General features: G+C 37.6%; 20 protein-coding genes and 4 pseudogenes. 6 read left to right on the forward strand and 18 right to left on the reverse strand.

Translation table 11 applies throughout. The features are described from left to right. Positions 1-153: 153 nt before the first annotated feature. From ACIQAA_RS15595 to ACIQAA_RS15605, 3 genes are all read left to right on the forward strand, one after another. Positions 154-273: a YjcZ family sporulation protein gene (locus ACIQAA_RS15595; RefSeq protein WP_402621222.1), complete on the forward strand. Its 120-nt coding sequence runs from the start codon at positions 154-156 to the stop codon at positions 271-273. Between the two features lie 42 nt (positions 274-315). Beyond that, entirely contained in the window at positions 316-411 is a 96-nt protein-coding gene (locus tag ACIQAA_RS15600; RefSeq protein WP_402621225.1) for a YjcZ family sporulation protein, read from the forward strand. A 526-nt stretch (positions 412-937) separates the two neighbouring features. Further along, positions 938-1396, forward strand: a complete 459-nt coding sequence (locus ACIQAA_RS15605; protein WP_402621228.1) for a hypothetical protein — start codon at positions 938-940, stop codon at positions 1394-1396. Positions 1397-1491: 95 nt separating this feature from the next. On the opposite strand, the gene ACIQAA_RS15610 is transcribed toward ACIQAA_RS15605, so the two are convergent. From ACIQAA_RS15610 to ACIQAA_RS15620, 3 genes are all read right to left on the reverse strand, one after another. After that, positions 1492-1962 carry a hypothetical protein gene (locus ACIQAA_RS15610; RefSeq protein ID WP_402621231.1) on the reverse strand — a complete coding sequence of 157 codons (471 nt, stop codon included), beginning with the start codon at positions 1960-1962 and terminating at the stop codon, positions 1492-1494. A gap of 3 nt (positions 1963-1965) precedes the next feature. Continuing rightward, on the reverse strand, positions 1966-2460 hold the full coding sequence (locus ACIQAA_RS15615) for a DUF1572 family protein (RefSeq protein WP_402621234.1): 495 nt from the start codon (positions 2458-2460) through the stop codon (positions 1966-1968). 318 nt (positions 2461-2778) lie between these two features. Beyond that, on the reverse strand, positions 2779-3819 hold the full coding sequence (locus tag ACIQAA_RS15620) for an NAD(P)-dependent alcohol dehydrogenase (RefSeq protein WP_402621237.1): 1041 nt from the start codon (positions 3817-3819) through the stop codon (positions 2779-2781). 355 nt (positions 3820-4174) lie between these two features. On the opposite strand from ACIQAA_RS15620, the gene ACIQAA_RS15625 reads away from it, so the two are divergent. Continuing rightward, positions 4175-4585 carry a MerR family transcriptional regulator gene (locus ACIQAA_RS15625; protein ID WP_402621240.1) on the forward strand — a complete coding sequence of 137 codons (411 nt, stop codon included), beginning with the start codon at positions 4175-4177 and terminating at the stop codon, positions 4583-4585. A 166-nt stretch (positions 4586-4751) separates the two neighbouring features. Here ACIQAA_RS15625 and nikE read toward each other — a convergent pair whose 3' ends face one another. From nikE to rbsK, 8 genes are all read right to left on the reverse strand, one after another. Then, positions 4752-5561, reverse strand: a complete 810-nt coding sequence (gene nikE / locus ACIQAA_RS15630) for a nickel import ATP-binding protein NikE (RefSeq protein ID WP_402621243.1) — start codon at positions 5559-5561, stop codon at positions 4752-4754. Between the two features lie 18 nt (positions 5562-5579). Then, the gene (gene nikD / locus ACIQAA_RS15635; protein WP_402621586.1) at positions 5580-6407 is read right to left on the reverse strand and encodes a nickel import ATP-binding protein NikD; all 828 of its coding nucleotides are present in this window, start codon (positions 6405-6407) and stop codon (positions 5580-5582) included. A 15-nt stretch (positions 6408-6422) separates the two neighbouring features. Then, the gene (gene nikC, locus ACIQAA_RS15640; RefSeq protein WP_402621246.1) at positions 6423-7256 is read right to left on the reverse strand and encodes a nickel ABC transporter permease subunit NikC; all 834 of its coding nucleotides are present in this window, start codon (positions 7254-7256) and stop codon (positions 6423-6425) included. After that, entirely contained in the window at positions 7253-8197 is a 945-nt protein-coding gene (nikB, locus tag ACIQAA_RS15645) for a nickel ABC transporter permease subunit NikB (RefSeq protein WP_402621248.1), read from the reverse strand. The genes nikC and nikB overlap by 4 nt, the downstream gene beginning before the upstream one ends. A 16-nt stretch (positions 8198-8213) precedes the next feature. Beyond that, a complete protein-coding gene (gene nikA / locus ACIQAA_RS15650; RefSeq protein WP_402621250.1) occupies positions 8214-9842 on the reverse strand; it encodes a nickel ABC transporter substrate-binding protein in 1629 nt (542 codons plus the stop codon). Positions 9843-9925: 83 nt separating this feature from the next. After that, complete coding sequence (locus tag ACIQAA_RS15655) at positions 9926-11272, reverse strand: MATE family efflux transporter (protein WP_402621253.1); 1347 nt, start codon at positions 11270-11272, stop codon at positions 9926-9928. Between the two features lie 74 nt (positions 11273-11346). Beyond that, positions 11347-12258: a nucleoside hydrolase gene (locus ACIQAA_RS15660; protein WP_402621256.1), complete on the reverse strand. Its 912-nt coding sequence runs from the start codon at positions 12256-12258 to the stop codon at positions 11347-11349. 14 nt (positions 12259-12272) lie between these two features. Next, positions 12273-13178: a ribokinase gene (gene rbsK, locus ACIQAA_RS15665; RefSeq protein ID WP_402621258.1), complete on the reverse strand. Its 906-nt coding sequence runs from the start codon at positions 13176-13178 to the stop codon at positions 12273-12275. A gap of 134 nt (positions 13179-13312) precedes the next feature. Between rbsK and ACIQAA_RS15670 the strand changes: the two genes are divergently transcribed. Beyond that, the gene (locus ACIQAA_RS15670; protein WP_402621260.1) at positions 13313-13642 is read left to right on the forward strand and encodes a hypothetical protein; all 330 of its coding nucleotides are present in this window, start codon (positions 13313-13315) and stop codon (positions 13640-13642) included. Positions 13643-13772: 130 nt separating this feature from the next. Here ACIQAA_RS15670 and ACIQAA_RS15675 read toward each other — a convergent pair whose 3' ends face one another. Both ACIQAA_RS15675 and ACIQAA_RS15680 read right to left on the reverse strand, forming a co-directional pair. After that, complete coding sequence (locus ACIQAA_RS15675; RefSeq protein ID WP_402621588.1) at positions 13773-14105, reverse strand: ABC transporter transmembrane domain-containing protein; 333 nt, start codon at positions 14103-14105, stop codon at positions 13773-13775. A 5-nt stretch (positions 14106-14110) separates the two neighbouring features. Continuing rightward, a pseudogene (locus tag ACIQAA_RS15680) lies at positions 14111-14212 on the reverse strand (MarR family transcriptional regulator); the annotation flags it as partial. 110 nt (positions 14213-14322) lie between these two features. Here ACIQAA_RS15680 and ACIQAA_RS15685 point away from each other — a divergent pair. After that, a pseudogene (locus tag ACIQAA_RS15685) lies at positions 14323-14679 on the forward strand (GNAT family N-acetyltransferase); the annotation flags it as partial. A 104-nt stretch (positions 14680-14783) separates the two neighbouring features. On the opposite strand, the pseudogene ACIQAA_RS15690 reads toward ACIQAA_RS15685, so the two are convergent. From ACIQAA_RS15690 to opp1B, 5 genes and pseudogenes are all read right to left on the reverse strand, one after another. After that, positions 14784-14990 (reverse strand): annotated as a pseudogene (locus ACIQAA_RS15690) (MarR family transcriptional regulator); the annotation flags it as partial. A 374-nt stretch (positions 14991-15364) separates the two neighbouring features. Continuing rightward, positions 15365-15541: pseudogene (locus ACIQAA_RS15695) on the reverse strand (ATP-binding cassette domain-containing protein); the annotation flags it as partial. Further along, entirely contained in the window at positions 15542-16351 is an 810-nt protein-coding gene (gene cntD / locus ACIQAA_RS15700; RefSeq protein WP_402621589.1) for a staphylopine uptake ABC transporter ATP-binding protein CntD, read from the reverse strand. 80 nt (positions 16352-16431) lie between these two features. Next, positions 16432-17250 (reverse strand): staphylopine uptake ABC transporter permease subunit CntC, encoded by an 819-nt coding sequence (gene cntC / locus ACIQAA_RS15705; RefSeq protein ID WP_402621263.1) that lies wholly within the window; start codon positions 17248-17250, stop codon positions 16432-16434. Then, positions 17251-18183, reverse strand: a complete 933-nt coding sequence (gene opp1B / locus ACIQAA_RS15710; RefSeq protein ID WP_402621265.1) for a nickel/cobalt ABC transporter permease — start codon at positions 18181-18183, stop codon at positions 17251-17253. Positions 18184-18205: the final 22 nt, after the last annotated feature.

Genomic DNA, 18205 nt, shown 5'->3' on the forward strand with positions numbered 1-18205 from the left:
CAGTGCAGACGTTTCTTTTCATTTTTTAGAAAATGTTTTAACAAATCGCTGATTTTGTCTTAACTCTAAGGTAAATGTCCAATCGATTCTTGTCTTAAGAAATATATATAAGAGGAATATTTATTTTGGGATTATCCAAAAGGTGGTGTAGATATGGGCTTTGGATACGGCTGTGGCGGTTATGGCTATGGTGGTGGCTATAACGGCAGTAGCTTTGTACTGATCGTTGTATTGTTCATTCTGCTGATTATCGTACTTTCCAGTTGGTGTTAATGTTCAAACCGGCTTTTTAAGTAAAATCTGGAGGTGATATACATGGGTGAAGAAAGAGGTTATGGATTTGGATTTGCTTTAATTGTTGTCTTGTTCATTCTCCTTATTATTGTCGGAGCTTCTTTTATGGGTTACTAATTTGTACGGAAAAAAATGACAGGTTAATTTCATCTGTCCCATTGTCATATAGACATCTGAAATGAAAGGCGGGTGAATGAAGTGCCATTTTTGGGATTTGCCCGAAGAGATCGGTTTTTTCGTGACGACTTTGGAAGAAGACTGTTTTTCCCCTTTATATTTGTATTTGATATAGACAGAAGAAGACGTTTTGAATTCGATAGAGAAAGAAGAAGAAGACGTAGATTTTATTAATAAATAGGAACTATATTTCCAGACATACGGTATAGGAATTTGCGTTAAATAACGTAATACGTACAGTGGGAAGCATTCGTTTCCCACTGTTTTATTTTTAGTGGTTATCTAAATTGCCAGTTGCTTGAATAAGAAATTGCCTTGCCCCTTTATGAAGGAAAGCTTCTGTTGGTTAAATAAGGACCATTGTACGTACCTTGGCAAAATCGATCGGATAGCTGCATTATTAAGAATAAAGTATATTTTTACCTGTCTTAAGCAATATAAAGGAAAACAGCTAAGGAGTATTATTATGTTGGCAGCTATAATTAGAATTAGTCTTTTATTAATACCTTGGTTAACTGTTTTCTTTATACCAAAAAATGTTTTTAAAAAATATACACCTGTTGCCATCTTTGCGTCTTTACTTGTTGCTATTAATTGTATGTTTTCTGTTCCTTTTAAATGGTGGACGGTAAAAGGCGGATTACTAAATAAAGTAATTAATGATTTAAGCTTTATTTTAGGTCCGTTCTTTATAGGTACCATCTGGATTTTTCGTTTGACCTTCGGAAAATTTTGGTTATACCTTCTTACTAATTCGTTAATGGACTTATTTCTCGCATTTCCAATTAACTGGTTAATGCAAAAATTAAAGGTATATAAATTAGTAAATTTTAAATCTATTCACGTTTTTTTGATTTCGATCTTTTTTGCTCTCATTATTTATCCCTACCAGGTATTCATATCTCCAAGAAAATCCAGTGAATGAAACTGGATTTTCTTTATTTTCTCTATGGATTTATTTACCAACAAAGCGAATTCAATTTAAGTCCCCTTCCCAGTCCAATTCAAAGCGTCCTTTACTTAATAAGGATTACTTTTATTAATTTGAAGGGATTTTTGCAAGGTAATAATCTCATGCTGTATACTTGGAAACTCTTCAATTTCAGGGACGTTTTTTATTGAAGGTGACTGTATTCGATTGGCGGCATTGGCCATCGTTTCACATACATAAAGCAATTGGGAAAGGGTTTTATCTGATAAAATTGGACGAAATTCATTTTTTGAGCTGCTTATATTCGCATTAAAACCGGTCCCTTGATCAGAGAAAAGAATGAATAAAAATTGCGCCTGACTACGGATCGTTTTGGTTATTAAATGTGGGAGTCGACTTGATGCCGAACGTCTTCCTGCGAAGAATACTCCTATTAGACCAATGATAGTACCGATAAAGATATCAATTAATCTGGCTGATGCAAAATAGGTAAAGGTAAAAGCTTCCATGACTCGTGCTTTCCGCCATGTAAAGCCCTCGTTAGATGGATAAAAAGCCATAGATTACTTTTTTCGAGGAATCGTTAGTGTCTTCCAATCACTTGATTTTAAATATTTTGCTATATAAATAATTTGCCCTACATGATAAGAATAATGGTACATTTGGCGTTCAATGGCTTCTATAACGGAATGCGGTTCATTACGGATGGTAATTTTTTTTAAGAGGTGTTCTTCATCAATATCTTTTAATGTAGTTAAAAAGGTATCCCATCCAAATTCCCACATTTTCATCAACTGTTCTTTCGTTTTAATATCTCCCACAAATTCATCATCACGATTACGATACGGCTTTTCCCCATCAGTGGTAAAGAAATCAGTCCAGCGAGATACCATATTACCACTCATGTGTTTCATAATAATCGCGACACTATTGGATTCTTCATTCGGAATCCAAAATAATTCGCTTTCGGATAATTGCTCTATTGCTTTTTCAGCGGTTATTTTTGCTTCATTAAAGCGTTGAGTCACTGTTTTCAAATACTCCCTACCTACGTTCATAAAATCACCTCTCCATAATTACATAATGATACTACTCAATTGTACTAACACTGTTTCGTTACTATACCAAATTCAACAAAAAGAGCATCAATCCTTCTTCAACCTGCCACGTTAGTGGAACAACAAAAAGGCTTTACTCCTTATTTGGGTAGAGCCCCTTTAGTTCAGTAACCGTATTATATATTTTGGAAACCATAACTTCATTTTTTTGTAGTATTCTAATTTAGTTTTATTAAAAAAGCCAAAAAAAGTGTCCCAAAAAAAGCTAGGCTTTTAGGACACCTTTTAAATACCATTAAAACATATTATTAACGCACCTTACATTGTGCTAATATCGATTACAAATCGATACTTCACATCTGAAGCCAATACGCGTTTATATGCTTCGTCAATTTGATCAGCCGAAATTACTTCAATATTAGGTGCAATGTTATGTTCCGAACAGAAATTCAACATTTCCTGAGTCTCACGGATGCCTCCAATCATTGAACCTGCAAAGGAACGGCGATGGCCGATGAGAGAGAACACATTTAATGACAATGGCTCTGCAGGTGCACCAACATTTACTAGCGTTCCATCCAGCGCTAACAGGGATAGGTAAGCACTTATATCGATTTTTGCACTTACTGTGTTAATGATTAAATCAAAAGTACCGGCAAGTTTCTCGAATGTTTCAGGGTTGCTTGTTGCATAGTAGTGGTCTGCGCCAAATTGCAAGCCATCTTCCTTTTTACTCAATGTTTGTGACAGAACTGTAACTTCTGCACCCATGGCGTGTGCAATCTTGACAGCCATATGACCAAGACCGCCCAACCCAACAACACCGACTTTCTTACCTGGTCCAGCTCCCCAATGGTGTAATGGAGAATAGGTGGTAATACCTGCACAAAGTAATGGTGCTGCGACGTCAAGTTCAATGTTATCAGGTATTCTAACTACGAAGTCCTCCGTTACAACAATGTGGGTAGAATAGCCGCCTTGAGTTGGCTCGCCGTACTTGTCAACACCAGCATAGGTAGGGACATTGCCTTTTAGACAGTATTGTTCTTCTCCTTTACTGCAGTTCTCACATTCGCCACAGGAATCTACCATACATCCGACCCCTACTCGGTCCCCAACTTTGTACTTTGTGACCTGTGCTCCTACATCCGTGACAATTCCCGCAATCTCGTGGCCAGGTACGAGTGGATAATTTACTGGCCCCCACTCACCGTGAGCAGTATGGATGTCAGAATGACAGATTCCTGCATATTTAATTTCGATTAGAACATCATGTAAATCAAGATCGCGTCGTTTAATTTCAGCAGCTCGAAAGGATTTGTCTGGACCGTCGACAGCACGTGCTTTAGCGGTTATCATAATAAAACCTCCAATTATTTATCATTTTCAAGATAAAAAGTATGTACTGGGTAAATTTCTATCCAGCTTCTTTCTCTTGCAAAAACAATGTTAAACCTTAGAGTTAACTCTAGGTCAAGTGATTAATTTATTTTTCTTTTTTCAAATCTCCCCTGCTATACAGGTATCATTCCTCTATCAATCTAGCCTATAGAAAACTATATTTTTTAATAAATAAATAAAACTTACTTAAAAAGAGAAGATTTCTACTATTCTATAAGGTGACTTTGACATTTCAGCAAATACCGTGATAAAATCCATTCAATTCATAGAGGGAATCCGAAGCCTATTTATCATAAAGAAAAGGAGTAAAAGGATGAAAACATATACGATCAGCGAAGTCGCAAATGAATTAAATCTTACCGTATATACCTTACGTTACTACGACAAAGAGGGTCTTATGCCTTTTGTAGAACGGACAGCCAGCGGAACACGCTTGTTCAAAGAATCTGATATTGACGCTTTAAGAATAATTGAATGTCTGAAATCCACAGGGATGCCGATTAAGGAAATTAAAAATTTCATTGATTGGTGTTCTGATGGGGATTCCACGCTGCAAAAAAGATATAACATGTTTTTGGAACGAAAAGCTACTGTAGAAGCACAGATGGAAGAATTAAAAAAAACAATGGAAGTCATCGAGCATAAATGCTTGTATTACAAGACTGCGTTGGATGCCGGAACGGAGGATATTCATAAAAACAATAAAATAGAGATTAATCATTAACGAAAAACCACCTGGAGTATGGTTCGATGAAATAGGATTTTGCAATTGTTATTGTTTAACATCGAATTAAAGAAAAAAGCCGATTATCCTTTTCCTATCTAGGATAATCGGCTTTTTCTGGACTTTGTGGAGGAAGGCATTTGGAAAAGTGTAAATCAATTTTATATTACGCACGTCTAACCGAACGAAAACGCGGGTGCTCGGCCAGTATGGAATCTTTCATTAAATTTACTACAGGATGTTGTGAAGTAAAAAACTGTTTCTTTTCATCGTAAAGCTCGACCAATTCTCCTTTTTCTAGCACACCTAATTGATCACTAATCGTATAGGCAGCTTTTATATCATGGGTAATAAAGAGATAGGATAAACCGAAGTCTGCTTTTAACTCCTTTAGTAAATCTAAAATAAGTGTTTGATTCACCATATCTAGACTACTGACAGATTCGTCTAAAACGATTAGCTTGGGCTTAAGTGAGATGGCTCTTGCAATATTGATTCTTTGCAATTGGCCCCCGCTAAATTGATTAGGGTATTTTTTCAAGTCCGCTTCACTTAGCCCTACTCTTTCTAATAATTCAATCACGGTTCGTTTTTGCTCAGCGACGGTTAGCTTTTCATAGTTTTCTAGCGGCTCTGCAATTATTCGTTCGGCTGTCATTCGAGGGTTGACCGATGAGTATGAGTCCTGAAAGACAGCTTGAAGATCGCGACGAATCTTTTGACGACTATGCTTATCTGCGGTATAAATATCGTGCCCTTGAAATAGAACCTGTCCAGATTGCGGTCGCTCCAGACCAAGAATCACTTTCCCTAAGGTACTTTTACCAGCCCCGCTCGTACCAAGCAAACCTAAACAGGTTCCTTCCTCAATAGAGAGTGAAATGTCGGAAAGTATTCTTTTAGAACGGTCTTTCCAGTTGAAAAACGTTCGGGATCCATAGCTATGAGTTACTTCTTTTACTTGTAATAAACTCATTATTCCACCCCTTATAGATCAAGCCAAATGAATGACAGCTTCATCTAAATCTATTGTTGAGCGTGCATGTAATAGTTTTTTTGTATACTCGTGCTGTGGCTGATCGAATAGCTGGAACACATCGGCTTTTTCTACGATTCGGCCATTCTGCATAACGGCCACTTCATCAGCCATTTCAGCAATGACCCCGAGATCATGGGATATTAATAATATGGCTGAGCCATATTCAGCGCGAATTTTATCTAAGTGGTACAGTACTTTCTTTTGATTATTTACATCAAGTGCGGTTGTGGGTTCATCAGCAATAATTACCGCAGGATGTAAGCATGCTGCAATTGCAATCATCACCCGTTGAAGCATACCGCCGCTCAATTGAAAAGGATAGTATTTTAATAGTTTAATCGGATCTGGTAAGTTCACATGATGCAACGCCTCAATGGCAAGCTCTGTTGCTTGTTTTTTATTCCATTGTGTATGTGAACGAATGGTTTCAATAAATTGATGGCCAATGGTAAAAACAGGCGTGAAAGCATTCATCGGATTCTGCATAATAAAGGCGATATCCTTGCCACGCACCTTACGCATTTCTTTCTCCCCTAAACCATTCAATTCGCGTCCTTGTAATTCCATACTGCCTTCAATGGTTGTCGTTTTCCGATTAAGAAGTTGAAGAATGGACATACTCGTAACGGTTTTACCGCATCCACTTTCCCCAACAAGACCCAGTACTTGCCCACGCTTCAGTTCAAAGTTAATATCCTCAACAAGCGTCGCAGCACCATTTTTGGTTTTCACCTGTACATGTAGATCTCTCACTTGTAACACATTCGACTGTTTTGTATCCAACATTCTCATTCCTTTTTATGATCGACGTTTGACACCATAACGTTCGGATAACGCTTCTCCCAATAAATTGAAGGTCACAATCACGAGCATGATCATCAAACCTGGATAAAGCATTAATTCTGGATTCGTCCGAATATACGATTTTCCTTCATGAATCATCGCTCCCCATTCAGGTGTAGGCGGTTGTACTCCTAAACCAAGAAACGACATGGCCGATATATCCATGATGGCCCAACCCATTTCTAAGGTTCCCATGACCACAAGAGGAGGAAGAACATTTGGAACAATATGATTTTTAATGATTTTCCATTGCGATGAGCCGCTTATTTTCGCCGCTTCAATAAAGTTTTGTTGCTTCAAACTTAGTACCATCCCTCGGAACATTCTCGCGTAATAGACCCATTGCACAAGCATCAACGCTAAAATGACCTGCGGAAGTCCTGGACCGAATATACCAACTAGTCCAAGTATAAGGATAAGACTAGGAAACGCCATCACACCATCACAAAATCTCATCAAAACCTGATCGACCCAGCCGCCCTTATATCCAGAAAAGGTTCCAATCAACAAACCAATCGTTAAAGACGAAAGAAAAATGAGCATAGCGAAGCCTAGGGATATTCGTCCGCCATATAAAAGGCGTGATAAGTTACATCTTCCTAAATGATCCGTTCCTAATGGGAATTCCCAGGAAGCTGGCTGAAGTTTATAAGCTAAATTGACCGCAATCGGATCATTGGGTGCAATCCAGGGAGCAAATATCGTGATGATAAAAAGAATTCCCAATATCGTGGTACATATCGGAATCACCTTTTGACTAATAAATATCCTGCGTATACTGGTTATCATCGATAGTGCCCTTCTTTCCTGGTTATGCGCGGGTCAATGACCATTTGAATCAAATCCACCATTAGGTTGCTAAGGATAAATAAACCAGCGGCTATTAGTACATAGCATTGAATGATAGGAATGTCACGGTTAAAAATCGCCTCAATAAAATATCGGCCAAAACCTGGCCAAGAAAAAACGGTCTCTACAATAATCGTTCCCGTTAGCAGTTTTCCAAGATTCATCCCCAGTCCAGTTATCATCGGGGATATGGCAATCCTTAATATATGCTTGGCCATAATGGTTTTTTCTTTTATCCCCCTTGTCCTTGCAAAAAGCACATAGGGCTCTTGTAAATTTTCAAGAATACTAGCACGCAACAATCGTGTGTACATTGCAATTAAAGGAAGAGCAAGCGTAAGGGAAGGCAAAACAAGATGTTGCCATGTTCCAAACCCCTCAACTGGGAAAAGATCAAGTCTTACAGAAAAGAAAAATATCAATATATAACCTAGCCAAAAAGAAGGAATGGATGCCCCAAAAAACGATAGGATTCGACTGAAATGATCAATCAAGCCATTTTTCTTTACTCCTGCCAGAAAGCCCAGAGGGACACTGACAAGCACTGCGATAAATAAACTCCCTAATGCTAGCTGGAGGGTCGCTGGTATACGATGGACCACCTCGTCCCAAACAGGCTTATTCGTAACATAAGATATGCCAAAATCAAGTTGGCATATCTTTTTAATAGAATTTACATATTGCATGAAGAATGGTTGATCTAAACCAAACTCATGTCTTTTTTGGGCTAAAATCTCATCAGTCGGTTCGATATGGGCTGCTGTTAAATAAGCCTCGGCCGGATCCACCGGTGAAAGGTGAATCATCCCAGTCGTTAGAAGTGCCGCCAAAAGAAAAACTGGGATAATAGACATCACGCGTTTTATAATATAAGTGCCCATCGTAGCCTCCTACTGCTTACTGCTTGATGCTAATTCCTGTAAATGGATGTTCATCACGATTAGCAGGGAAAGTGAAATTTGTAACATCCTTTTGATAAATTGCTGTTTTCTTAAGATACGAAACAGGAACAATAGCTCCTTGATCTTGCAGTGATGATAAAATAGATGTATAAAGCTGCTGGCGTTCCTTTTCGTCTGTAGTTTGAGGAACTTGTGCAATTTGTTGGATTAATTCCGCTTTGTTTGGATACGCTAAAATGGCTTCATTAAATCCAAATCCTTCCTTTGCCACAATATTGATAAATGTATGCGGATCATAAGGAGCACCAAAGTTACTATATAAATTGATATCAAAATCATTATCTTTAAATCTTTGAACCTGAACCGCAAGTTCTACCGTAGCAATATTTAACTTGACACCAATAGCTGCCCATTCGGATTGTAGCGTTTCTGCCATCGCTTTTTGAATCGATTCGGCTGAATTGTACATTATTTCAATTTCAAGTGGCTGCCCATCTTTTTCACGAACTGTTTTCCCTTTCGGAAGAACCCAACCCGCTTCGTCTAACAAGGACTTCGCTTTCTCGACATTATATTTAATGGACTTCACATCGATATCGGAAGTGTAAGGCAAGTTTGTCGGTAAAATAAATTCTGCTGTTTCTTCTAGTCCAGACGTGATACCTTCCACCATTGCTTTTTTATTAAATCCATAATGTAACGCTTGGCGAACACGTTCATCAGAAAGCTTTTCTCTTGCTGAATTTATAACAAGCTGTCTTGTAGCAACTGGCTCAGAAATACTAGTTTCATATTTACCCGTTGATTCCAATTGCTTGAAACTATCAATACTGATCATCCCTTCTCCGTAAATCAAGTCTAGCTCACCTTTTTCAAACGCTAGTACTCTCGTTTCCGCATCAGGAATAACTTTCACTTGGATTTTTTCTACTTTTGGAAGCTCGCCCCAATAATTTTCGTTTCGTTTAAAAATCGCATATTCGTCTGCTTTATATTCATCCAAAATCCACGGGCCTGTACCAACCGCTTCCACAACACCTTTTGAGGTATCCCCATCCTCAGGGAAACCAGCTTCACCTAAGAAACGAACTGGTCGTACTACCGCTAACTCCTGAACGGTTGGATAATACGGCTCAGTTAATGTCATTTTAAACGTATACTCGTCGATGACTTCGGTACTGCTTATTTTTGAAAGAAACCCTAACCAGCTATGTAAATCCATATGATTTAAAATAGTATCAAAATTCTTTTTTACAATTTCGGCATTAAAGCTAGTTCCATCAGTAAACTTCACATCTTGGCGCAGATGAAAGGTATATTCTTTGCCATCTTCAGAGATGTCCCATGACTCAGCTAGATGCGGTTTCAGCTCGCCACCATCTCCGTAGCTTACTAATGGCTCATACACCATGGATTGTGCGAATAATTGTGAAGGATTATAAACATGTGGGTTCATTGCGCCAACATCCCTCGGCCATGCAATGGTCAGCATGTTATCTTTCGTATCGTCCTTGGAAGTTGAAGCTTTATCGCTACCCTTTGTACAACCAAGTAAAACTGTTGATAATAAAAAAATAAAAATAGATGCTAATAAAATATTCCGACTACTTTTCTCATAAAACATTTCGTTGCCTCCCAATTGACGTTGATAATCATTTTCAATTGTAAGAGTATGATATAGTCTTGTCAATGTAATCTTTTTTAATTTTAACTAAAGTTTGCTTTAGTTAATTTCGGGACAAATAATGTTAAGAAAAACGACCGTGATAGGCTAAATAAAATAAATGCGACCCAAACTCCAGTATTGTGATAGATGGGAACGAGCAGCCAAAGGGCCGCCAAAAATACAAGTAACGATAATACAATGGAGTCTCGAATATACTTAGCCTCGGTAGCTCCAAAAAAGATACCTTCTAGCTGTAATCCCCAGAATCCTACAATCGGAAACACTACCATCCAAACCAATAGCTCTAATGCAATGTCTTTCACCTCTGGAAGGGTGGTAAAAAAACCGACAATCTGATCACCCACTACAATAATCGTTAACGCTAATAGAATGGCTGAACCAAGGCCCCATCCCGCTGAGAGCGATAATGCACGCTTATACAGATACCGATCTCTTGCACCAATCGACTTTCCGACTAGGATTCCTGATGCATTCGCAAACCCTCCAAACAAATACGCCATTATATAATGGATTTGCAGTAAAACTGCATTCGCTGCCAATGTAACTTCCCCCATACTAGCACCTTTTGCAGTAAATAGGCCTGTCATCGTAAGTAAACAAATCGTCCGGAAAAATATGTCCCGGTTCACCCTCAACATTCTTATCAGAGATTTAGACTCTAGTAACATCTTAAATTTGAAATCATTTACCTTAAATGTAGTAGTTCGTATAATTAGAGCAAATCCAAAGATAACAGCACTAATTTCAGCTATTACCGTGGCAAAAGCCACACCGTCAACACCCATACCAAATACTAACACGAACAAAAGATCCAAGCTGATATTTAATAGATTCATTAAAATTTGAATGGCTAACGATAACTTAACCTTACTCCTCCCCATCAGCCAACCAATAATTACATAGTTTAATAAAATAAATGGTGCTCCCCATATTCTAATCAAAAAATAATCTGCTGCAAATGACTTGACTGCTTCACTTCCTCCAAATAAAAACAAGGAAATTTGGAGAATAGGCTTTTGCAATAGTATAAATAATACGCCAAATAGGATGGCAATGATTGCTGGTCGGAAAAGGCACAAAAATACCTCTTTCTGGTCATTAGCACCTTCCGCCTGAGCTGTAAAACCACTTGTACCTACTCGGAGAAAGCCCAGCAGCCAATACATAGTATTGAAAATTACCGCCCCAATCGCAACTCCACCAATGGAAGCTGGATTAGGAATTCGTCCGATTACTGCTGTATCAACAGCACCTAATATCGGCGTTGAAATGCCAGAAATGATAAGTGGTACTGCTAGGGTCAAATATTGCCAGTTAGTGATTGATGTAGCCTTCTTCGTTTCTAAAGTGGAGGTCGATAACCGCATAAAAATCTCCTTTTTCCCTTCTAATTGAATCCAAAGAATTTAATGTGTTTTCTATTTGCCCTACAAACTAATTTCTAAAAAAGTCGATCTAGAAAGTGGTTTAAAAACCTGTCAGCTTCTACTTGCGTACAAATTTGAATTTTCTGCTCACCTTCTGAAAGCGCTACGGTTCTACCCATCTCTTCTCCTTCTAAGACAACCTTAACATTCCAAGTTTCCTTCTTAACGAAACTTGGGTCGATCACAACTCCTACCGCAAGAGGATCGTGCAGGGCGCAGCCGCCTATACCAGGATGGAACGTTTCATAAGCTTGAATATAAAAACTTGTTATATCCGCAAAAAAATCGGATACCTCTCTACCCGCAGCTCGCCAATCAGCTAAAATGGCATTTGGTAATAATGTCTTCATCGTGACATCAAGACCTACAATCGTTACAGGCAGTCCTGATGAAAACACACACTCAGCTGCATGAGGGTCGGCGAATATATTTGCTTCGCTATACGGGGTAGTATTACCCCCTACAAAAACGGCGCCACCCATGATGACTACCTCTTTTACAAGAGAGACTATTTCAGGTTCCTTTTGAACGGCGAGCGCTAGATTCGTAAGTGGCCCGACTGCAATAATCGTGATCTCGTGTGGACGCTGTTTCACTTGGTTAATGATATAATCCACGGCACCCTCAGACTCTGCTTCCCTAACCGGAGGTTTTTCCACTCTGTTACCTAGTCCATCTTCGCCATGAACATGTGTCGGGAATTTTTTAGGAGGCCGACTTAGTGGTTTATCTGCTCCTGAATAGACAGGAACACTTTTTCCTAGCTGTTCTAAGACAACTAATGTATTGCGGGTGGTATATTCAACAGGACCATTCCCGAAGCATGTTGTCAGACCGATAATCTTTATCTCCGGAGAGTTTAATGCATAGGCAATCGCTAAGGCATCATCAATCCCCGTATCGACGTCCAATATTACTGGCTTCATAAAACTCACTCCATTTAAGATGATTTATGTACTTGTAAAAATTCCTCTACTTCCTTTTTGGTCGGCATTCCCGTTTGTGCCCCTAGCTTCGTAACCGAGATGGCCCCAACAACATTAGCAAACCGACAGGCTTCTTCGATATCAAGCCCGTCACAAAGAGCAGTAGCCACTGCGCCATTAAAGGAGTCACCTGCACCTGTCGTATCCACAGCCTCAACCTGGATGCTTGGAATTTCCATTTTTTCGCCATTTTTATAAATCATAACGCCTTTGGACCCTTTCGTTACAATACACTTTTTCTTAAACTTTTCTAATTCTTGCTGTGACCCGTCTATGGAATCAAACAACAGTGTTTGTTCATGTTCATTCGGTGTTAGATAATCCACCATTTCTAGTAATTCCTTCGGAAGCTTTTGAATCGGCGCCGGATTTAGTATCGTTCGAACCCCATGCTTTTTCGCAAGCTCTACGGCTTTTATTACACTTTCAAGGGGAATCTCTAATTGCAACAAAATAATATCGCTATGTATGATTTTATCTTCCTGTTTTTCGATTACCTCCGGACTAACATGATTATTTGCTCCGGGAACAACAATAATACTGTTGTCAGCTTCCGATACTATAATAGAAGCAATTCCAGTAGAGGTATCCTTCACTATCATAATATTTTCTGTGTTTATGCCTTGGTTTGTTAAATGTTCTACTAGTGTTTCACCAAAAGAATCGTTCCCCACAGCGCCAATCATCGTTACATCCGCACCAAGCCGGGCTGCAGCCACCGCTTGATTCGCACCCTTTCCACCTGGTATGGTATGAAAGGAATTCCCTAACACGGTTTCTCCAACTTTAGGTATTTGAGTGGTACTCGTTACTAAATCCATGTTAATACTTCCAATTACGGTTATTTTTCTACCCGCCATATCCCACCATCCTTTCTTTACTCGGAACATACTACTACTAAAATTACCTAAACAGGAGTAATTATGTCAAAATGATTGATTTATACCTTATAATAGAATTAGGCATATAATTACAGTAAGAGGTGAATTGTAATATGGGAAAAATACAAAATACTTTTGGATTAAACAATTTCAAAACGATGAAAGAAACATCAAAAGCTGTTGAATTTAAAAATATTGTAAACAATGAAGTAATTTACTTACTTCCAAATAAAGAGATTACTATTGTTTTAAATCCAAAAACAGTTGAAGCAAATAAACAACTAGAGGAAAAATCTACGGGGTTAAATCATAATACATCTTTCCTAGAATTTCCTAAGAGAGAGCACACTGGTAATGGACCGATTTGCTATGGGTATGCTTATAAATTTCAATCAAATGATGAATTAGATGTTTTTTTACGTGAGTTAAATAATTCACAATAACAACTAAATTTTCCAAATTAAAAATACTATAAAATGCAGTATCTTTTATTTATGTAAAAGGGACAGTACTTAAAAAAAGCAGGTACTATCCCTTTATTATTATGCTTTTCAACGAACCTTTATTGTTTACCTACACACTTCTCAACTCATCAATCGGATGTAATTTAGATGCCTTTCTTGCAGGTGCAATGCCGAAGATAATTCCAATTGCTGCAGAGAATCCAAGAGCCAATAAAAACTGGATAGATATTAGGAAAATTGAGATCATGGCTAGCTTCAGGTTAAGCACAAGAATAATTCCAATTACTGTTATTAACACAATCATTTCAATGAATATGTTCCCAAAAGTGGCCGTCAAATAACCTTTCACCTTTTCTACATCAACAAAAACCCGTGTGCCAATTTCCCCGCTTTTATTTTCCGTAAAGTATTTCGCATAAAGTGAGTGAACTTTATTAAAGATATCCTGACGAAGTGTCCTTTCGTAAGTTCAAATTCCTTAAATTCAATATTGCTTATAGAATCTAAGGCTCTAGCAATCATTTCAATTTCGCGTAAAATTTCTTTCATACTTACTCCTTAGATGAAGGTTTTGTTGCAATTACAACATATTTATTATAAATTTAATTTAACCTAATATTATTGTAAATACAACAAAAAATTTTTAAAGGATGAAAATAATGAAGGCAAAAAGAATAACCATTGACGAAGATTTAAATAAGGCATTTCACATAAGGAAAGTGGTATTTGTTGAGGAACAAGGCGTTCCCCTAGAGGATGAATTTGACGAATACGACAATTTGAATGGTCAATGTCAACATATCTTGGTCTATTACGAAGAAAAACCTGTCGGAACAGGACGGGTACGATGGGTTGATAAGTTTGGAAAATTAGAGAGAATTTGTATTCTGGAGCCATACCGAAAATTTGGCCTTGGTAAAGTCATTATTACAGCATTAGAGCAAATTTCACAGGAAAGAGGATCAACACTCGTCAAATTACACGGTCAAACACAGGTAGAGGGATTCTATAAAAAATTTTCTTAAAAAAACAGGATCTCCCACAGAGCATCCCGGAGTAAAATGCTTTTGATCCTTAAATGTTTCCGTAAATCCCCAAGGTTACATTGTCTATATTAATACTATTTTACAAATTCCCAGTCTTTCTCTCTCTATATTTTTTCTTACTCTTTGAAGAAGGTTGAAAATGGTTTCTACTTCTTTTTCGGTAAATCCCTCTAATGCAACGGTATTGGAATAATCATTTTCTCTTTTTATAAACGGATAAACAGTTTCCCTTTCTCTGTTGGAAAGAGTTTCTTTATTTTTTTGTTATGTTGATCTCTTTTCGATAAGGCCTTTCATTTCAAGTTTTTTATACACAGGCAGTGGGCTTTTATAAAAAAATAGGTTATCAGAGTTCATCAAAACTATTCATAGAGGTTGGAATTCCGCATATTTATGCTCATTAGTTCCAAATTCGTTTTGTTAGAAGAAACTAGCTCAAACAACTGAAGTTGTTTAAGCTAGCATTTTTATGACAAACCCTCTTGCGAAAACTTTGCTCTCGTTAATTTCGGAACATATAACCAAAGGAAAACGGAACGACCTAGACTAAATAAAACAAAGGCTATCCAAATCCCTTGGGTTTGATAGTTTGGTACAAGCCACCAGATGGCAATTAAGAAGATAATGAGCGCCATGAATACGGAATCTCTAACAGGTCTGGCTTCTGTTGCAAACGTCCTAATGTGGATTTTCCACTCCCACTTTCTCCGATAATACCTAGACATTCTCCGTTTTTACATTCAAAACTAACATTCTTTAAAACGTTCTGTTTGTCTGAAGAAAAAAATCCACCTTTTTTATAGGATTTTCCAACACTATCAACCTTCAGCAACTATAGTCCCTCCCCCATTACCTTCTTGAAGTGATTACTCAACGCCAGTCTGGTGGATACTAAATATTTTGTGTACTCGTGTTGCGCCTCTGAGAAAATAGCTTCGGTTTTCCCTCGTTCAATAATTTCTCCATCCTTCATAACTATGACATCATCAGCAATTTTTCTTACAACACCCAGATCATGGGAAATAAAAATCATTGAACATCCCATCCATTCTCGCAACTTAATAAATTGTTCTACTACTTCAAATTGTGAGATGGTATCAAGTGCTGTGGTCGGTTCATCAGCAATAATAATATCCGGCTCCAGGACAATGGCCAGCGCAATCATAATTCTTTGCAACATTCCACCCGATAACTGATGTGGATATTTGTTCATAATTTCTGTCGGGTTCTTCAACATGACACTTTCCATCGCACCTGTCATTTTTACTTCCATTTCTTTTTTACTCCAATTGAAGTGTTCAGCAAGTGTTTCCCTTAAATGTACACCGATTACACAAGAGGGATCGAAAGCACTCATCCCATTTTGTAAAATCATGCAAAGGTTTCTACCCCTTTTCCTTCTCATCTCTTTTTCAGATAGAAGGTTTATGTTCTCTCCTTTTAATAGGATGTCCCCAGATTGGTGAAGAGAGGATCTATTTAGTCTCATTATCGCCCTACAAGTGACAGACTTGCCACTTCCACTTTCTCCTACAATTGCAAGGCAACTTCCAGACTTTAAGTGGAATGAACTTTCTTGAATAATCTCTTTTCTAGAATTAACATCCCATACTTTTAAGTTTTTAACTTCTAATATATTCATCATCTAATTAGCCACCTCTTTTTCCTGAACCTTTATTTTAGAAAGTGGTAAATTTTCTATATGTTTGTTTTTAGAGTTTACTAATTTGGGTTTAGAGCAACTTGAAGTGAATCAGACAAAAAATTAAACGCTGAAACCACAATTATTATGGATAAGCCAGGAGTTAACATTAATTCTGGTCTCGTAAACATAACTTCCCTCGCTTCATTTAACATCATCCCCCATTCAGCATTTGGGGCTTGAATTCCTAGGCCTAAAAATGAAAACCCTGAAATTTGCAAAATCATCGATCCAATAGAACCACTTGAGATTACTGCGATATCAGAAAAGGTAACTGGAACAATGTGCTTACAAATTATTTTTATATCACTAATACCTGATGCTTTGGAGAACTTCACATAGTCTAATTCTGCATACTGCATTACAGAAGTTCTGATAACTCGTGCGAACCATGCCCATTTAATCAAAGCAAATGCAATGAGGATGTTTTCAAGACCCACGCCTAAAACTCCAATAACCGCTAACGCCATAACGTATCCTGGAAAAGATAGCATCGTGTCACACATTCTCATAATGATTGCATCGACTTTTCCTCTAAAATAGCCAGCTAGAAAACCTAAGATAGCGCCAACTAAAACAGATAAAAACAGAACAATCAATACCCATAATACACTTGGTCGAATTCCATATATCATTCTGGATAAGATACATCTTCCTAGATGATCATTGCCTAATAGATATGACCACGAAGGTGACGCGTATCGAAGACTCAAATTGACTTCATTAGGGTCATGTGGCGAAAATAATGGTGCGAAAACACCAACAATAATCGTCCCCAGAATGATAACCAAAGAAATCATAGCTAACTTATCTTTGCTTAAGTTTTTCCATACTCTCATTTAAAGATCATTCCTTACCTTAGGATTCATCGCCGCGTTAATAATATCTGAGATTGTATTAAACAAAACAAAGAATGCAGCTATTATAAGAACGTATGCCTGGATAATGGGAAAGTCTCTGCTAAGAATGGCATTAACACTTAGACTTCCTAAACCAGGCCAAGCAAAAACGTTTTCTATTACGACTGTACTGCTTAATATAATAGGTATTGCCATACCAAATATTGAAACGGCCACTTGCAATGAATTCCTTAGGATATGCCTGGTTATTTTAATCTCAGATAATCCAGATGCTCTTCCATATAGGACATAGTCCTGATTTAAATTGTTTAACATGGATGTTCTTATATTTCTAAAATAAATGCCGGCATAACTTATCGTAATAACAACAACAGGTAAGACATAACTTTTATACGAATCCATTCCGCTAGTTGGTAATAAATCTAATTTAACGGAGACATACCAAATTATTATGGAAGCTAGCCAGTATGAAGGCATTGATGTTAAGAAGAACGAAATTCCTCTTACCGATTTATCAATCAATTTCCCTTCCTTCAATGCACAAATCACACCTAATAGGATGGACATGAAGATAATGACCACAGATGAAACGAGTGTTAACTTTAACGTATTTAAAAATGCTGGACCTACTAACGACCACACAGGTTTTCCATTAATGTATGAATTACCAAAATCAAACTGTAAAGTCGCGATAAACCAAGCAAAATATCGTAAGATAAATGGCTTATTCATCCCTAGTTCTTCTTTTGTTTGTTCTAATAATTCATCTGTAATCTGTGGCACACCTTGCGCCTGTAATACCACTTCATTCGGATCTAATGGAGAAAGGTTTATTAAGACAAACGTCAAAAATGAAATAATAAAAAGTAAAGGGACGGATATTATTATCCTCTTAATGATGTAACTTCCCATAGAAAACTCCTTCCTACCTGAA

It is taken from the genome of Neobacillus sp. NPDC093182 (assembly GCF_044754045.1).

What these genes read in the sequence shown, in the direction of transcription:
- nikE (WP_402621243.1), bottom strand. Translation starts at nt 5,561, where the DNA reads ATGAGTTTATTACAAGTAAAAGAAGTAACTCATAGCTATGGATCCCGA.
- cntD (WP_402621589.1), bottom strand. Translation starts at nt 16,351, where the DNA reads ATGAATATATTAGAAGTTAAAAACTTAAAAGTATGGGATGTTAATTCT.
- ACIQAA_RS15595 (WP_402621222.1), top strand. Translation starts at nt 154, where the DNA reads ATGGGCTTTGGATACGGCTGTGGCGGTTATGGCTATGGTGGTGGCTAT.
- rbsK (WP_402621258.1), bottom strand. Translation starts at nt 13,178, where the DNA reads ATGGCGGGTAGAAAAATAACCGTAATTGGAAGTATTAACATGGATTTA.
- opp1B (WP_402621265.1), bottom strand. Translation starts at nt 18,183, where the DNA reads ATGGGAAGTTACATCATTAAGAGGATAATAATATCCGTCCCTTTACTT.
- nikB (WP_402621248.1), bottom strand. Translation starts at nt 8,197, where the DNA reads ATGGGCACTTATATTATAAAACGCGTGATGTCTATTATCCCAGTTTTT.
- nikA (WP_402621250.1), bottom strand. Translation starts at nt 9,842, where the DNA reads ATGTTTTATGAGAAAAGTAGTCGGAATATTTTATTAGCATCTATTTTT.
- cntC (WP_402621263.1), bottom strand. Translation starts at nt 17,250, where the DNA reads ATGAGAGTATGGAAAAACTTAAGCAAAGATAAGTTAGCTATGATTTCT.
- ACIQAA_RS15610 (WP_402621231.1), bottom strand. Translation starts at nt 1,962, where the DNA reads ATGGCTTTTTATCCATCTAACGAGGGCTTTACATGGCGGAAAGCACGA.
- ACIQAA_RS15670 (WP_402621260.1), top strand. Translation starts at nt 13,313, where the DNA reads ATGGGAAAAATACAAAATACTTTTGGATTAAACAATTTCAAAACGATG.
- ACIQAA_RS15620 (WP_402621237.1), bottom strand. Translation starts at nt 3,819, where the DNA reads ATGATAACCGCTAAAGCACGTGCTGTCGACGGTCCAGACAAATCCTTT.
- ACIQAA_RS15625 (WP_402621240.1), top strand. Translation starts at nt 4,175, where the DNA reads ATGAAAACATATACGATCAGCGAAGTCGCAAATGAATTAAATCTTACC.
- ACIQAA_RS15600 (WP_402621225.1), top strand. Translation starts at nt 316, where the DNA reads ATGGGTGAAGAAAGAGGTTATGGATTTGGATTTGCTTTAATTGTTGTC.
- ACIQAA_RS15605 (WP_402621228.1), top strand. Translation starts at nt 938, where the DNA reads ATGTTGGCAGCTATAATTAGAATTAGTCTTTTATTAATACCTTGGTTA.
- nikC (WP_402621246.1), bottom strand. Translation starts at nt 7,256, where the DNA reads ATGATAACCAGTATACGCAGGATATTTATTAGTCAAAAGGTGATTCCG.
- ACIQAA_RS15615 (WP_402621234.1), bottom strand. Translation starts at nt 2,460, where the DNA reads ATGAACGTAGGTAGGGAGTATTTGAAAACAGTGACTCAACGCTTTAAT.
- ACIQAA_RS15655 (WP_402621253.1), bottom strand. Translation starts at nt 11,272, where the DNA reads ATGCGGTTATCGACCTCCACTTTAGAAACGAAGAAGGCTACATCAATC.
- ACIQAA_RS15660 (WP_402621256.1), bottom strand. Translation starts at nt 12,258, where the DNA reads ATGAAGCCAGTAATATTGGACGTCGATACGGGGATTGATGATGCCTTA.